Below are 15,926 nucleotides of genomic sequence, written 5' to 3'. Positions count from 1 at the left end.
AGCTGCCATCAACAATTTCTTGTCAAAGCGGGAGATTTCCATGTTTTTTTCGTGGGTTTGTCTGAACCTTGTTCCTTAGCATCTCTAGGCCCTTGATCAAACGCTCCCGGGTTTCCTGGGGATAAATTACTTCGTCAATATAGCCACGCTCTGCAGCGATGTAGGGATTGGAAAACCGTTCCCTGTAGTCGCGGGTGAATTCTTCCTCAAGGGATGCCCGGTCCGTGGCATGTTTTAGTTCGGAACGATGTAGAATTCTGATGGCCCCCTTTGCTCCCATGACTGCAATTTCTGCGCCGGGCCATGCATAGTTCAAATCCCCTCGGATATGTTTTGAACTCATGACGTCGTAGGCACCTCCATAGGCTTTTCGAGTGATCACCGTGAGTTTTGGGACCGTTGCCTCACAAAAAGCATAGAGTAATTTTGCACCGTGGCGGATGATTCCGCGCCACTCCTGATCCGTTCCAGGCAAAAAGCCAGGGACATCTTCAAGTGTAACCAAGGGAAGATTGAACGCATCACAGAATCGGACGAACCGGGCACCTTTTATGGAGGCATCAATATCCAGGACCCCAGCCAAGTGGGCTGGTTGATTGGCTACGATTCCTACCGCATGACCACCTATACGTGCAAAACCACAAATCAGGTTGCGGGCAAAGCGATCATGAACGGGGAAGAACGAATCCCTATCTACCAGAAAATGGATAATTTCATGCATATCGTAGGGTTTATTTGGGTTCTCTGGAACGAATTCGTTCAGATCAGCCGGATTTCCTGTGGGAGATGGATATCCAGAGTGGACTGCCGGTTGTTCTTCGCAGTTTTGAGGCAAATAATTCAGTACGGTTCGAATTGCTTCCAGGCAGGCAACATCATTCGGGTACACTGCATGTGCGACACCACTTCGCTGCGCATGTGCTTCGGCCCCGCCTAAATCCTCCGCGGTAACCTCCTCCTGTGTTACACTGTGCACAACGTCCGGTCCGGTCACGAACATGTAGCTGGTTCCCTGCACCATAAAGACAAGATCCGTAATGGCTGGGCTGTAGACCGCACCACCCGCACAAGGCCCCATGATCGCAGAGATCTGGGGGATAACCCCGGATGCCAGGGTGTTTTTGAGGAAAATGTCTGCGTAGCCCCCTAAGGAGACCACTCCCTCTTGGATCCGTGCGCCACCTGAATCACTGAGTCCAATGACCGGTGCACCATTTTGAAGTGCCAGATCCAGTACCTGTACGATTTTAGACGCGTGTGCGCGTCCCAGAGATCCTCCGAAAACCGTAAAATCCTGTGCATACACGTAAACCAGACGACCATGAATCGTACCGTACCCGGTCACGACCCCATCCCCATAAGGGCGCTGGTCGGCGAGGCCATAGTCGGTGGATTGATGTCGCACCAGCTGCCCAAGCTCTACAAATGAATCTTCATCCAGGAGAACCGTTACACGCTCACGAGCGGTGAGTTTTCCTTGGTCATGCTGCCGATCAATACGGGATTGACCGCCACCCATCTTTGCTTTGTGGCGACGATGCTCCAGATCCGAATGCCTGTCTGTCATTGGTTTGCTTGAGTTGATCTTCTAACTACACGACCGGGCATTACACCGGTATGCTCCCCTTGGTCCAGCACCATCGTGCCATTGACGAATACGTAGTGCATCCCCGTAGCAAGTTGATGCGGGTCTTCGAATGTAGCATGGTCCTGTATCCTTTGTGGGTCAAAGATGGCAATGTCTGCAAAATATCCCTGCTTGAGCATCCCTCTCCGGTTGATCGCCAAGATGGATGCTGGCAGCGATGTCATCCTCCGGACCGCTTCTTCGAGTAAAAGTACCTGTTCCTGACGCACGTACTTGGCAAGTAGGCGGGCAAAGGAGCCATACGTACGAGGATGAACCATGGAATTCAGGGCGTGCCCCTCCGGTGCGATGGAGGTCGCATCAGAATCAATGGCAACCCACGGCTGCCGAAGTTTCTGGCGCACATTCGCCTCATCCATCAGAAAATAGATCGCTCCGACCCTGCTGGTATCCTCCAGAATCAGATCCATTACGGCTGCGGGGATGGATGTTCCTCGTAATTCCGCGACTTCCGTGAGCCTCAGGCCCATATACTGACGCAGCGGGGCGGTTCTGAACCCCACTAGCATGACATTTTCAGGACCTGCTTCAAGCATGAGGTTTTCCCAGTTTTCAGAGGGAGTCATTAATTCTGTTTCCATCCGGGCCCGAATGGCGGGATCCTGCAGCCTCGCATGCCAAGCCATCATTCCCCCCTCCCTTACATCAGGGGGCATGGCGGCATCCAGACCTGTAGCCCCTGCAACATAGGTATAGATGTCCGCTGTAATCTCAAGCCCTTCCGCACGTACTTCCTCAATCCGGTCGATGACCGCTTCCATTTTATGCCAGTTATTTTTCCCGGCGGCTTTGAGGTGATAAATGTGCCCTCGCACATCTGCATCCTGTGCAATTTGGATCAATTCTTCCACAGATTCAAGAAGACGCCCTCCTTCACTCCGAATATGCGACGTATAGACACCACCAAATTCTCCAGCAACGGAGGCCAGCGCAATCAACTCTTGCGTACTTGCAAAAGTACCCGGAACATAGATAAGTGAAGAGCCCACGCCCAGTGCACCATCCGCCATGGCTTCCCGTACCAGATTCTGCATGCGTTCCAACTCTTCAGGAGTTGGTACGCGATCATTTTCACCAAGCACATATTGACGGACGGTTGCCGCGCCAATAAGCGAGGCAACATTTGGTGAGACGCCTTTGGACTCGAGGAAGGATAAATATTCGTCCAGTGTGGTCCAAGGGACATCGGTCCCTCCCAGGAGATCTTCTGCTGCTTCCTCTGATCCAGCCTGCTGGACTACCCAGCCCCAGAGCTCTTCTTTCATGACCTCATTCAGCGGCCCATTGGAAACCCCCTCTCCAAATACCTCCAAGGTCACGCCCTGGCTGATATCGCTCAGTGACCTCCCGTCGACAATCAGGCTTTCGGTTGCCCAACTCAGCATGTTGATGAATCCAGGAGATACAGCGAACCCTTCGACATTGATTTCCAGAATGCCACGGACATCCGCAAGGTCCCCAATTGCCGCAATACTGTCCCCATCAACTGCAATGTCCGCAATGTAGGGAGCAGTTCCCGATCCGTCGTAGATGGTACCACCACGGAGAATTAGATTGTAGTCGGGCCCGTGGGTACACCCACAAATCAGCAACAGAGATACAAGTAGAGGTCTCATTTGGTCAGCCGGTGGGTCGCCCGATCTGGACGCGGTCCCGACCAAACTCGTATTCCCTCGGGGGGACAGCCCCTAAGAGATGCTCAACAAAGTAATCCCACCTGCGGCGCATCCAATAGGTTCGTCCCCGCCCGAACCCATGCCCTTCATTGGGAAAAACCACCAGATCAAAGTCCTTATTGGCCTCTACTAAAGCTTCTACTAAGAGGAGTGTATTGGAGGCAGGTACATTGTCGTCCATCAGTCCATGTGCAAGAAGAAGTTTTCCCTTCAGATTTCCTGCCAGTAGAATATTGGACTGGTTATCGTAATTCGTCGTCCCGTCTGGATTCTCTATGAAGAGCCCCTGCCATTTTTCAGCCCAGTCATCTTCGTAATTACGATTGTCATGGTTCCCTGCACCACTGACGGCGACCTTGTAGAAATCGGGGTAGCGCAAAATGGCCCCGGTGGAGGCATAGCCGCCCCCGGAATGTCCCCAGATCCCCACGCGGTCCAAGTCCATCCATGGGTTCCGGGCCGCAAGTTGGCGGATTGTGGTGATTTGGTCTGGCAGCCCGTTATCTCCCATATTGCCATAATATGCATCATGGAAGGATTTGGAGCGGCCTGGTGTCCCCATGGCATCCACTTCCACTACGATAAACCCCAGCTCTGCAAGGGCTTGCTTGTCTCCGCGGGACGGTACAAAGCTTCTCGTTCCGACACTACCGCTCTGTGGTCCCGGATAGAGGTAATTCAGGATGGGATAGCTTTTGGATGGATCGAAATTACTGGGTTTATAGAGTAGGCCGTGAAGATCTGTCTCGTTGTCACGTGCCTTCACGGAGAATGGCTGTGGCGGTTGCCAGTCGGTTTTCAGAAGTTCGGAAATATCTGCCGTCCCGAGATCGACAGCAATCGTACCGTCAAGATTCCGGACGGCGTGCTGCTGAGGTACATCCGGTCGTGACCAGGAATCCAGGAGATATTTCTTCTGCGGGGAGAGAGACACGACATGGTGGGCTTCTTCCGGCGTGAGTAATTCGGGCTCGCTGCCATCCATACTCACACGGTACAGGTATTGGAAGTATGGATCAGGGCCATCTCTGCCTGCGCCGGTGAAATACAACATACGTTCATCCAGGTCCGCATGGCGTAGCTGCAGAACAACCCAGTCCCCAGATGTGATTGAATGTTTGAGATCTCCTGTGGTAAGGTCATAGAGGTAGAGGTGTCCCCAGTTCGATCGCTCTGAATACCAGAGGACCTCATTCGTTTCAAAAAATACCTGCCAATTTTCAGCATTCACACCGGATTCATAGTAGGTAGGCACCCGTTCATGAAGAATTTCCCGGACTTCCCCCGTTTCCGCATTGGCGACTCGAAGCCAGGCATCTTTGTGATCTCTGGATGAGGATACGAAGGCCAGTTGCTGACTGTCAGGACTCCAGCGCACGTCTAGAAAGGTGCCATCCCAGTCAGCTACATGGTCCGTGGTGGTTCCGCGATGATAGTCTGGTGGCATATCCAGTCGCACGGTTTCTTTTTCTTCTACATGGACAATCACACGGTGAATCATAAAGACGGCACTGTCCTGCGGCAGGGGATACTTCCATGCTTCCAACTCAGAGTGACCAATCTGCGTTGAGATCATATACATTTCACCAACGCTGCGCCCATCGTGCTGAAATGTTGCAATCTTTTTTGAATCAGGCGACCAGAGCAGAACCGGACGGTCGCTTCTGACCCAGCCCGCGTTATTGGTCGCATATCCAAAATCTTCCGCGCCATCGAAGGTCAGTTGCTGTTCCTCATCGGTATCAATGACTCGGATCCACAGATTGTTTTCCCTTCGGAAGGCTTCATATTTTCCATCAGGAGAAACAGCTGCGGTGGGGCGGATGCCACTGGTGCTTATCTCGTTAACAGGCTCACACACATAGGTGACGATGCTACAGGCCATGCTTTTATCTCGCCCCCCCAAGGAGCGTATCTGCTCCGATTCCGGATCAAATGAGAAGCGTGAAAAATCCACCTCAGCTTCGGGAGATTCCAGATAGTCGGAGATGGCCTCTGTCATGCGTGCATGTTCAAAAAGAGGGCTTTGCTGTCCCTGGCCGGGGTCAACAAGAATGAATTCGGATCCTTCCGGCGATGCGTGAAGGTACCAGAACCGATCCTCATCCAGCCAGTTGGGGCGTAGTGTTGTGTGGTAGACCATGCTCCGGGTTGTCGTCGAGAGCATTGACTCCGCATGTGCATAGTCATCTTCAGAGATGGTAATTTGTGCACTGGCCTCTACGGAATACGTCAGAAACAAAATGAGGGCTACGATCTTTATAGGCATTGCGTGATTGCTTAACTAAAGTAACTGTCCCGGCAAACTACGATCTGGCGCGTCGGGATCCCATAACTTAAAACCCTCACTCTCGTGAAATACTTAACATTACTCTTACTTTTCCCTGGGCTGGTATATGCTCAGCAAGATTCAAATCCCCCGATGGAGGGATTCAACGCGGATGATTCTCACCCACAGGCGATTGAGATTGCAGATCAGGTGATGGCCAGTATGGGGGGACGTGCCGCGTGGGATAATGCCCGCTACCTGAGTTGGACCATCTTCGGAGAAGATCATGTGTGGGACAAATGGACGGGCAGGTTTCGGTGGCAGGGGGACAGTACCGTTGTACTCATGAATATCCATACCATGGAAGGACGCGCCTTCAAGGATGGTCATGAAATCACCCCCGCAGATGAATTATTGGCAGGTGCCTATAGAGACTGGATTAATGCAGGCTACTGGTTACTGATGCCGTATAAACTCAAAGACTCAGGGGTCACATTAGGGTACAAAGGAGAAGAGACCATGGCCGATGGCCACGAGGCACATGTTCTGACACTCAGATTTGATGGGGTGGGGCTCACCCCAGACAACGGGTATGATGTGTATGTTAACAAGGAACTGAATCTGGTTGAACAATGGTCCTACTACGCAGACGCCGATGCGGATGAGCAGCCCCGCTTTACCACGACCTGGGAAGGGTATGAAAGCTACGGGGGCATCATGCTTGCCGATACCAGAGCCGTTGTCAACAGCGATTCAAACGTCCGAAAAGTTTCGAATCTGGGAGTGTACTCTGATTTGCCGGATTCGGTGTTTGAAGATCCAAACCAGATTTCCCTCGCCTCGCTGACAGAAACAGGTACCTACTGAGCCCAGGTCATCAGACGGGAGGACTGCAATAGGGGCTGGTCCTCACGTTTTGGGAGAACACGTACCGTGTATCCAACGGATCCGCTCTTGGTACAGACGACATTTTTCGCCTCATAGAGGTACGGGGTGTTCTTCTGGTTGGTTTTGACCAATTTCATGGACGTGATTGTTGCGTCTATGATCTCTCCCTTCTGTGCGATCCGTCCCAAGTATAGCTGGACCTCTACATCATCTGGTGACAAGGGTCCTAGCGTTACATCGGCCTTGATCGTGAAGGGAGCTCCGACCTGTAGATGACCTTGAGGAGCATTTTCGTCAACACGGACCTGGACTTTGGGCCAGGCCTCTTGTACCTTTTGCTGCTGGCTTGACAATGCCCTGGCACCTTGCAGATTCTTGTCATAGAGTGCTTTTGCGCGCGTGGCTGCGGTCAGGTAGGTCGTTTCGGTGTATTCCTGAACCATACGATGAGTGTTAAAGAAGCTGCTGTGGGTCGCAATGGATCGCTTCATGCGGGCGATCCATTCAAGAGGCAGTCCTTCGGAAGAGCGCTCATAAAATAGCGGCACAATCTCATGCTCCAATTGATCATAGAGCTGTTCAGCCTCTCGTTCATCCTGGTAGGCATGGTTCTCCATGATTTCACCATTGCCAATCGCCCAGCCGATCGCGGGATCATACCCTTCATCCCACCATCCATCCAGGATACTGAGGTTGAGTCCACCATTTGCGGCGGCTTTCATTCCACTGGTGCCGCTGGCCTCCCTTGGGCGCCGAGGAGTGTTTAACCACAGATCTACGCCCTGTACCAGATCACGTGCAATAGCCATGTCATAATCTTCAAGAAAAACGATATGGTTACACAGGGCTTCGGTACTGGAAGCAGCAACAATTTTCTGGATCAGTTCTTTTCCAGGTTGATCACGGGGATGTGCTTTCCCCGCAAAAATGATCTGAACCGGGCAGCCAGAGTTAGTTAGAATTTGGGTCAGCCTCTCTAGGTTCCGAAACAGGAGCGTTGCACGTTTGTAGGTGGCAAATCGGCGTGCGAATCCAATGGTAAGTGCCTCGGGATTGAGAACTTTCTTTGCCCGGGCAATCTCTCTTGCCGGCGCTTCCAGTCGCTCCAGTCGGGATTGCAATGACCTACGGGCCCGTAGGATCAAACGCTCTTTACGCACTGAATGTGTGTGCCAGAGCATATCATCCGGGATTTGCTCTGCATGCTTCCATTGGGACTCACTGATGGCTTCTTCTCTCCACCGCGGACCAACATATCGGTCAACATGTCGCTTGAGCGAGCTTGAAATCCAGGAAGAAATATGAATACCGTTGGTCACATGACGGATGGGCACTTCATTTTCCGGTACTGCGGGCCAAAGATTTTGCCACATTGCGCGGCTCACTTGTCCATGTAATTTTGCGACCCCGTTACAAGCACTGCTCATACGCAGAGCAAGCTTAGTCATGCCAAACAGCTCCTGATCATTATCTGCATGTTCCCGCCCGAGCGCCAAAAACTCACGGCGCTCGAGGCCCAGTGATTTTTTGGCGTAGGATACCATATAGCGATCCATTAATTCCGGTGAAAAACGATCGTGACCAGCTTCGACTGGTGTATGTGTCGTGAATACGACGCTCGCTGCGGTAGCAATTCGAGCTTCATGGAAAGACAAGTTATGCTCCTGCATCAACTGCCTGGTACGGTCCAGCGTCAGAAATGCAGAGTGTCCTTCATTAAGATGAAAAACCTGAGGCTTGAGTCCCAGTAATTGCAGTGCCCGATAGCCGCCAATCCCCAGAATAATCTCTTGCCGGATACGGAGTTCGTTCCCTCCCCCATAGAGGTAGTCTGTCAGATTCCGATCCTCATCGTGTTCATTTGCATTGAAGTTGGTATCCAGTAAGTACAATGGAATACGTCCAACTTGTAGCCGCCAGATCCGGGCGTATACTGTACGATTGTCGATTTCGATATCCACCTGCAGGGGTATCCCATGTTCTCCACGCTCGAGGGTCAACGGAAGGCTGGTAAAGTCATTCTCTATATACGATTCTTTCTGCCAGCCGTCGGCATCCAGATACTGGCTGAAGTATCCCTGTTGGTACATCAGGCCAACGCCAACGATGGGAACTCCGAGGTCACTTGCACTTTTTAGGTGATCACCCGCCAGGACCCCAAGCCCTCCAGCAAATATCGAGAGACATTCTGTAATCCCAAACTCGGCGGAGAAGTAGGCTGCCAATAATCCATCTGACTCATGGGTGCGGGAGTACCAGGTTGAGCCTGCCTGCATATAGGTGTCAAAGGAGCCACACACCTCGTTCAATTGAGCGACGAACCCTTCATCCTTTGCGAGTTCTTCCAGCCGGGTCGCAGATACTTCGGCCAGCATCCGCACCGGGTTATGGCCTGAACTTTCCCAGAGGTCTGCGTCGAGCCTTTGGAAGAGAGAAATGGTATCCTCATCCCAGGCCCATCGGACGTTATATGCCAGTTCCTGCAGTCTCTCAAGAGCGGAGGGTAAAGATGGAGCACTGGTAAAGATGCGGACGGGTTTGGGAATCATGTTTTATTTTGTAATACAGTCAGCGAATTATGAGTCATATAAACGCGAGACCGACTGCTCGCGAATGGGAAAATCCATTATGCTCACGGTAAATGCCGCGGGTTGACTTAAGGAATTTATGAAGGAAAGTGCGCTTATACTTGCGAACGGGCTATTTGATAGCGTTTTCGCAAAAACGACACATGGCCTACTACGTGGTCCCAGCCGGTACAAGATTTTGGGAGTGGTGGACCCGGACTACACAGGCCAGGACGCAGGCTATATACTGGACGGTCGCAATCGTGGAATTCCCTTCTACAGTTCTGTTTCAGAGGCGTTGGTGCATCAGACTCCAACGCACTGCATAATCGGAGTCGCAACGGTTGGGGGGGTGCTTCCAGATGCGCTTCGCGTGGATTTATTGACAGCGGCATCTGCCGGCCTGCAGTTGGTGAATGGGCTTCATCAACTGCTTTCGGACGACGATGAACTTGTGAGTCTGGCCAAAGGAAGAATTATTGATTTGCGCAAACCTCGCCCTACGTCCGAGTTGCAATTCTGGTCTGGTGAAATTCTTCTCGTGCCCGCACCACGTGTCGCAGTTCTTGGAATGGATTGTGCGATCGGCAAGCGGACTACCGCAATGATCTTGCGAGATGGGCTTCGCGAGCAGGGCGTGCGCTCAGAGGTAATCTATACGGGGCAAACGGGTTGGTTACAGGGATTGAAGTACGGATTTGTTTTCGATGCAACTCTGAATGATTTTGTATCAGGAGAGTTGGAGCGTGCCATCGTGGAATGCTATCGGGAGGAAAGACCGGAGGTGATTCTCCTCGAGGGGCAGTCTGCTCTGCGGAATCCAGCCGGACCAGCTGGACCGGAGCTGATTTGCTCTGCACGGGCAGCGGGGGTCGTCCTACAACACGCTCCTGCACGTCTTCACTTTGAAGGTTTTGAAGACCTGGACTGCAGGATCCCCCCATTGTCAGAGGAGCTTGAAATCATCCGTCTTCTGGGCTCAGAGGTATGGGGGATTTCGCTGTTTACGCGTGGGCTTGATGATGCGCAATCTTTGCAGATTGCCACAGAGTTGGAAGCACAGCACGGGATTCCGGTGGTGAGGCCACTGGAAGAGGGGGGTGAGCGGCTGGTGCATATAATCCGGCAAAGGCTACCCTCATGATCATTCGCGGTGTGGAGACTTGGACGGAGCGCCTTCCTTTGACCCGTCCCTATGTGATTGCGACACGAGAGGTCAGCACGGTTGATTTACATTTTGTTCGCCTAGAAAGCAGTCTCGGTGTTTCAGGTCTGGGATGTGCGGCCCCGACGGCGGTCACTTCCGAAAATGCAGAGGACTGCCTTGGGGCAATGGATGCCGCCGCACATGATATCTTGAAAGGACGGGACCCTAGACTGTTTCGGACATTGGCAAGGCAATTGCAATCGGAATGTTCGCAATACCCCTCCGCGGTGGCAGCCCTGGATATGGCACTCTATGATCTGTTGGGTCGAAGTATGAATGTTCCGGTAGTTGCCATGCTCGGTTCATCAATGAAGCCGCTCCCCACCTCAATTACGATCGGAATTCTCCCCTTGGAAGAAACGCTGAAGGAAGCCCGTGAGTATCTTGCACGTGGATTCAATTGCCTGAAGGTCAAGCTTGGGCTGGATTACGACGAGGATCTTGAACGTCTGCGGGCCCTGCGATTGGTATGTCCAGGGAGCGTCCATATCCGTGTTGATGCGAATCAGGGGTATACCATTGAACAGACTAGGGATCTCTTTCGTGAGGCACACGCATTGGACTTGGAACTCATCGAACAGCCTTTAGCCAGAGGGGCAGAGGAGGATATGCTCAAATTGTCAGGGGAGGCTCAACGTCTTATGGCAGCTGACGAAAGCTTACATGGTCCTATGGATGCTCTCCAACTGACGGTAAATAAGCCATTCGGGATTTGGAATATCAAGCTCATGAAATGCGCCGGCATCACAGGCGCCCTGGATATCGCAGATCTGGCAGCATTAGCAGGGATTGACCTGATGTGGGGTTGTATGGATGAGAGCGTAATCAGTATAGCGGCCGCCTTGCACACGGCTTATGCGTGTCCCCAGACACGGTACTTGGACCTTGATGGAAGTTTTGATCTTTCGAGGGATGTGGCACGAGGTGGATTCGCCCTGTTGAATGGATCCCTGCACCTTCTAGAGGAACCGGGGCTTGGCGTGACACTTGCCGACTAATTGACGAGGTTCAATTACTTCCTGATGTTCTGCTTTCTTGCACATGGCTCTGTATGCAATCCCAGCGGACGTCTGATGGGTGCTTTACATCTCATAACGGGACTGACAGGGTTGCAGTCGCCGAATATCTACGATGAGTTGTCGGTGAATATGGTTGGAGGCAAGCAAGTAAGCAGCTATTGTGCTGCCTCAGGAGGTTTGTAAGTGCTGGATTGGTTAAGATCTCTGTATTTCGCAGCAAAACCCAGTGTAAGCAGGGTTGTTATGACAGGTGCGATCCACAACACACGCTCTCGATCTACGGGGATAAACATTAACGCCATGCCCACTCCAGCACCAAGCATTAGCCAGAAGCTAGCTCGAGGGTAAAGTTTCTTTAACCCATGGCGATGCAAAAACCAGAGTGCCAACACCCCCATCAACATGAGAGCGAAAGCCAGAATGGAAACGAAAACGTGACCCATAGTCCTCAGGGTAGAAACCCTGCAGGCCGAAGCAGGAGCGGGAAAAATAGAACTCAACTCTCATACCCGCCCGTATAAAAATGGTGCCCCGAGACCAGCAATGCAACCACCCCAATTTGAAGCCAACAGAACCAAGGCGAGCCATCATCAGATGGACCGCCTTGGGGCCAGCCCGCAAAAACGATCTCAATAACCGTTATCTGCGCGGCAATCCTAGCCGTATGGAAGACAATTGTCCCAGCGACAGATCAACAAGGACTGTCCAACCGTCTTCTGCTATTTGAGGCGATTATAGGTCCGTAAAACTAGGATGGTGACTACGGAAGAAAATAGAGCAACCACCGCGGCGTCCAATATCGCATCAAGATGTCCTCCGATGCTCTGTATATGGGACAGCACATCTGCACCGGCCGCAGCTCCGACTGCTAACACAACCACTAAGTAGGTGGTTGGATTTTCCGCGTCCGTTGCCACAACTCCATATGCAAGACCCGATAAGACCAGCAGCAAAGGAACGACCCCCGAGGCAATCATATCAGGCGCTAGGCCGTGAACGACGGCCAAAACGACCATTACGACTATTAAAACTTTTCTTAGCATGATTACATTTTATTTGGTGAGTGGAAGTAGGCAGCGCACGAGACTAAATTGTCGAGCGCTATTGGTAGATAACACTTTTTTTACAAAAAGTCAAGGGAAAATTCACAATTTCTTCACAATTCTCCCATTTTCAGCTGACTTTTCGTCTCGTTTGCTGGATTTGAGGTGCTATTCTTGCAAATTCGATCCCCTATTCCTAGCCAATCCGATCTATCCGTAGCAACCGATCAAGGGGGGCATTTAAGTGCTGATTTTTTGTGCACTTGTTGTCCAACGGTATTTGAGTGAATGAAATCGACGGCAGTTTAAAATGGGGGGTTATATACCTGTGTATCCGTCGGATCGGAAGTGTAGACGCTTGTTGTCATCTGCAGTACAACACCTACCCCGCAGCCGAATCAATCCCCCGTCTACCTACCTCTCTGCCTTATTCCATGCGGCCGGCCCTTTGAATAGCGGAATTACGCGGGGAATAATTTCGTGGGGTTGAAGCTGAAGCTTGTTCTTATTCTTGGCAATCGTATGGATTGCCGGAATCCAAATTGCAGAGTACGTGATGTACTCTCCCCAGGCTTGCTGTTCGACAGGGATCCTAATAATCCAGTGGGTCCAGAATCCAGCCAATACCGTTCCAAAAGTGAAAATGCCGAAAATGGTGAGTAGTCCCAAGAACCATATAATGCTCCCGCGCTCGACCTTTTTTGCGATGGGCAAATACAGGTAGATGGCAGAGGCTAAGATGATCGTAACAGCTACGCCCCACAATATGTCCGTTCCGGTGTAATTACCGTCAAAAGCTCTCCAGTAAGTCCATAACGAAATCAAAGGATAAACCGCGGAGAAGCCAACCCTTGCAACGTGCTTGTTCTGGAAGAACTTGACCGTCTTTCTATTCAGTGTCCTCCAAAACATCTATCAAAACATATCTGAATGTCGCGTATAGCCCTATCCGCCTACCGGTGAAAATCATACAGAGCCTTACAAAAAGTTACAATAATCCGAAAACTCGATCAAGTCGTTGTGGGTACATAGGTATGTGATCCCTGGCAGGATGTGCATTTCCATGCGCTATGAATAGAGTGCAATGCCCTGCCTATCCAGCCCAAGCGAGATCTCCCCGCAAGGGATCTATGCTGGCTTTACCGACGCCGAAGGAATTCTAGGCCCGTGCAAACTGAACGCCGAAAGTGTGGAATGTCACCTAAATGTCCAGATTGCGCTTCTTGAGAACAAAGAGCCCCTCGGATCCGCTCGTGACGATCAGGGTGCCGCTCTTGAAATAAGGATAATTACTCCATGAGGTGGAACCGGGACCAGGCTCAAAAAAGCCAATCTCCATGGGCGTTTCGGGATTCGTGATATCAAGAATCCGTAGCCCGGCACCGTAATTTGATTGATACATCAGATTGCCCTTGATATAGAGATTGTGATCCGTGTCGGGAGTACTGGCAACATATTCACTGACCAGTACCGGATCATCCAGATCCGAAACGTCCCAGACCAAGGTGCGAGTCCCCTCAACCAATCCCTGCGGCTCATCGCCTTCATCATTCATGTAGAAGTACCGATGATCCTCGGTTAGCCAACCCTGATGTGCATAAGCCACTTTGGGATAAACGGCCATAGAGATGGTTACCGGATTTTCCTTGTCGGTTACGTCTGCGATGCTGAGTGCGGTTTCATTGGATCCAAGACAGATTTCTTTACCACTGTAGGTCAGGTCCGGACCGGAATAGATGACGCATTGCGCATCATGTGAGTAGCCTGTCTTGCGCCTTCCGGTATTCGGATCAGCAAAGCAACCTGCAAACGTCACATTGGCTGGTTCACGCAGGTCAAGCATGTGTAAGCCGCCACCGCAGGTCTCACCGCCTCCGCTGGCACCGACAACAAAGCCGAACCCGGTCTCTTCGTTAATAACAATATTATGTGCACTGGCAATACCTGTGTAGAGTGCGGTTTCGTTGAACGTCACCGGCTGCCCTTCAACTTCACGCAACTGCGCCAAATCAAAAATCTGCACACCATGTTGTCCAGCACCATCTGCGACGATAAAGGCATGATCAGCATACACTTTAATGTCCCGCCATACATTTGCGACCGATCCGTCTGTCATGGGCAGATCCCCGACGTAGCGTGGGTACTCAGGATCGGTAACATCCACAAAAGAGGTGCCATCGTTGCGTCCGACTAAGGCATATTCCTGGGAGGTATTAGGATCCGTCCATCCCCAGATATCATTAAGCCTGGAACCCCGGCCTCCTCCCATTTCTGGAAGGGGTAGGAATGCAGTCATATCTACGTCCTTGCAGGGCCACCTGGACACCATACCCTCGGTGCAGCGGATTTCCCCTCCGGTGATCGCTTCATGTCCCTTCACTTTATTGACCAGGGTCGCCTTTGTCACCCAGTCACCATTCTCTTCTCTCTTTAAGAGGATCGCTCCTCCGGCCCTGGAATCCATACGTACAGCTCCTATGACAGCAACATCTCCCCGAACAACAATACGGCTTCCGAACGCTGCCCGGCCAATCGATTCATCCGGCAGCAGCTTCATAGCACCGACCCATCCATTTTCATCGGAGATGAATCGGTGGACAATCCCTCTACCTCGATTGCTGCGATGAGCCCCGATCCAGATTTCATTGCCGCTGGCTGCCAGAGCAGCCCCGAACTGAGAGGAGCGTTGTTGATCGAAGGATTGCAGTTGATCCCGCATGCGCAATTGGGTTGACTCAGGATCCCACTCATACTCCAAAACGATCCCCTGGCCTCTTTCCTGCATGGGTGCTCCTGCGTACACGCGTCCTTGGTGGATTACTACCGAGCCTCCCATCCTGCTTCGCTCTGTTAGAAAATCCGGTGCCAGTTTACCGACCTGGGTCCAGCCTTCTGATCCATGCAGGAACGCGTAGACGGCTCCCCTATTTTCAGATTTTGTCGGTGCACCGACAATAGCCAGATTCTTTTCGATGGCCAAGGTAGCTCCAAAACCGTCTCCGCCTCCGGCATCACTAGCGGTCAGGGTAGCAGTTTCCGAGAATGAGCCATCAGCATTTTCTGTAATCACATAAACCGCCCCGGCTGACTCCATACGGCCAGGTGCGCCAACCAGGATTTTCTTTTCGTCCAGTGCAATGAAGTCTCCAAACCGATCACCGGGGGTCGCATCGGATGCAGTAAGACGGGCAATCGGTTCCCAAGCGCTGTTTTGGCGAAACCAAGCGTCGGCATCCAGCCATTCCGGCACTTCTTCGGGCCTGTCAATCTGTTCCCGGGCGCTGTTGTAGCGGAACACATAGACGGTTCCCCGGCTCTCATCTGCATCGCTGGCTCCGACGAATAACGTCTCACCATGAGCTGCAATTGCTCGGCCAAATCGTTCCAGTTCCTGATTTACAGACAGGATAACGGGTTCAGCTGCAAGGTCACCAAGAGTATAGATATATACTTCCCCAGGGAAAGCTACATTTCCCGTTTCTCCAACGAATACGTGATGATCAGTCACCGCGATTGTGCCACCAAAAGACTGAGCTTCAGCGGAAGAAGCAATCAACAAGCCGGTACATAACAGAAGTAGAGTGCGGTTCATTTGCTCAAGATGTTTTA

Annotated in this window: 11 protein-coding genes; 3 read left to right on the top strand and 8 right to left on the bottom strand. The window is 51.7% G+C overall.

The annotated features are described in order from the left end of the window. Positions 1-22: 22 nt before the first annotated feature. The 3 genes from F4Y64_02235 to F4Y64_02225 are packed head-to-tail and all read right to left on the bottom strand — an operon-like array spanning position 23 to position 5,593. Positions 23-1,567 (bottom strand): acyl-CoA carboxylase subunit beta, encoded by a 1,545-nt coding sequence (locus tag F4Y64_02235; GenBank protein ID MXX96418.1) that lies wholly within the window; start codon positions 1,565-1,567, stop codon positions 23-25. Further along, positions 1,564-3,264, bottom strand: coding sequence for a D-aminoacylase (locus F4Y64_02230; GenBank protein ID MXX96417.1), 1,701 nt, complete (start codon positions 3,262-3,264; stop codon positions 1,564-1,566). The genes F4Y64_02235 and F4Y64_02230 overlap by 4 nt, the downstream gene beginning before the upstream one ends. Before the next feature lie 4 nt (positions 3,265-3,268). Then, complete coding sequence (locus tag F4Y64_02225; protein MXX96416.1) at positions 3,269-5,593, bottom strand: prolyl oligopeptidase family serine peptidase; 2,325 nt, start codon at positions 5,591-5,593, stop codon at positions 3,269-3,271. Positions 5,594-5,677: 84 nt separating this feature from the next. On the opposite strand from F4Y64_02225, the gene F4Y64_02220 reads away from it, so the two are divergent. Continuing rightward, a complete protein-coding gene (locus tag F4Y64_02220; protein ID MXX96415.1) occupies positions 5,678-6,460 on the top strand; it encodes a hypothetical protein in 783 nt (260 codons plus the stop codon). On the opposite strand, the gene F4Y64_02215 is transcribed toward F4Y64_02220, so the two are convergent. Beyond that, positions 6,454-9,030, bottom strand: coding sequence for a glycosyltransferase family 1 protein (locus F4Y64_02215; GenBank protein ID MXX96414.1), 2,577 nt, complete (start codon positions 9,028-9,030; stop codon positions 6,454-6,456). The genes F4Y64_02220 and F4Y64_02215 overlap by 7 nt on opposite strands. Before the next feature lie 118 nt (positions 9,031-9,148). Here F4Y64_02215 and F4Y64_02210 point away from each other — a divergent pair, with 118 nt between their 5' ends. Then, a complete protein-coding gene (locus F4Y64_02210; protein ID MXX96413.1) occupies positions 9,149-10,192 on the top strand; it encodes a DUF1611 domain-containing protein in 1,044 nt (347 codons plus the stop codon). After that, positions 10,189-11,253, top strand: coding sequence for a dipeptide epimerase (locus tag F4Y64_02205; GenBank protein ID MXX96412.1), 1,065 nt, complete (start codon positions 10,189-10,191; stop codon positions 11,251-11,253). Before F4Y64_02210 ends, F4Y64_02205 begins: the two co-directional genes overlap by 4 nt. Positions 11,254-11,429: 176 nt before the next feature. Here the strand turns inward: F4Y64_02205 and F4Y64_02200 are convergent, their stop codons facing one another. From F4Y64_02200 to F4Y64_02185, 4 genes are all read right to left on the bottom strand, one after another. Continuing rightward, a complete protein-coding gene (locus F4Y64_02200) occupies positions 11,430-11,717 on the bottom strand; it encodes a hypothetical protein (GenBank protein ID MXX96411.1) in 288 nt (95 codons plus the stop codon). 276 nt (positions 11,718-11,993) lie between these two features. Then, complete coding sequence (locus tag F4Y64_02195; protein MXX96410.1) at positions 11,994-12,317, bottom strand: hypothetical protein; 324 nt, start codon at positions 12,315-12,317, stop codon at positions 11,994-11,996. A gap of 414 nt (positions 12,318-12,731) precedes the next feature. Continuing rightward, positions 12,732-13,229 (bottom strand): hypothetical protein, encoded by a 498-nt coding sequence (locus F4Y64_02190; GenBank protein ID MXX96409.1) that lies wholly within the window; start codon positions 13,227-13,229, stop codon positions 12,732-12,734. Between the two features lie 289 nt (positions 13,230-13,518). Next, positions 13,519-15,909 carry a choice-of-anchor B family protein gene (locus tag F4Y64_02185; GenBank protein ID MXX96408.1) on the bottom strand — a complete coding sequence of 797 codons (2,391 nt, stop codon included), beginning with the start codon at positions 15,907-15,909 and terminating at the stop codon, positions 13,519-13,521. Positions 15,910-15,926: the final 17 nt, after the last annotated feature.

It is taken from the genome of Rhodothermaceae bacterium (assembly GCA_009838195.1).
In the GTDB taxonomy this organism is placed as follows: domain Bacteria; phylum Bacteroidota; class Rhodothermia; order Rhodothermales; family Bin80; genus Bin80.
This window is presented reverse-complemented; position numbering and strand designations above follow the sequence as displayed.

Coding starts and splice junctions, on each gene's coding strand:
- F4Y64_02205 (MXX96412.1), top strand. CDS start 10,189: ATGATCATTCGCGGTGTGGAGACTTGGACGGAGCGCCTTCCTTTGACC.
- F4Y64_02215 (MXX96414.1), bottom strand. CDS start 9,030: ATGATTCCCAAACCCGTCCGCATCTTTACCAGTGCTCCATCTTTACCC.
- F4Y64_02230 (MXX96417.1), bottom strand. CDS start 3,264: ATGAGACCTCTACTTGTATCTCTGTTGCTGATTTGTGGGTGTACCCAC.
- F4Y64_02210 (MXX96413.1), top strand. CDS start 9,149: ATGAAGGAAAGTGCGCTTATACTTGCGAACGGGCTATTTGATAGCGTT.
- F4Y64_02225 (MXX96416.1), bottom strand. CDS start 5,593: ATGCCTATAAAGATCGTAGCCCTCATTTTGTTTCTGACGTATTCCGTA.
- F4Y64_02190 (MXX96409.1), bottom strand. CDS start 13,229: ATGTTTTGGAGGACACTGAATAGAAAGACGGTCAAGTTCTTCCAGAAC.
- F4Y64_02235 (MXX96418.1), bottom strand. CDS start 1,567: ATGACAGACAGGCATTCGGATCTGGAGCATCGTCGCCACAAAGCAAAG.
- F4Y64_02200 (MXX96411.1), bottom strand. CDS start 11,717: ATGGGTCACGTTTTCGTTTCCATTCTGGCTTTCGCTCTCATGTTGATG.
- F4Y64_02185 (MXX96408.1), bottom strand. CDS start 15,909: ATGAACCGCACTCTACTTCTGTTATGTACCGGCTTGTTGATTGCTTCT.
- F4Y64_02195 (MXX96410.1), bottom strand. CDS start 12,317: ATGCTAAGAAAAGTTTTAATAGTCGTAATGGTCGTTTTGGCCGTCGTT.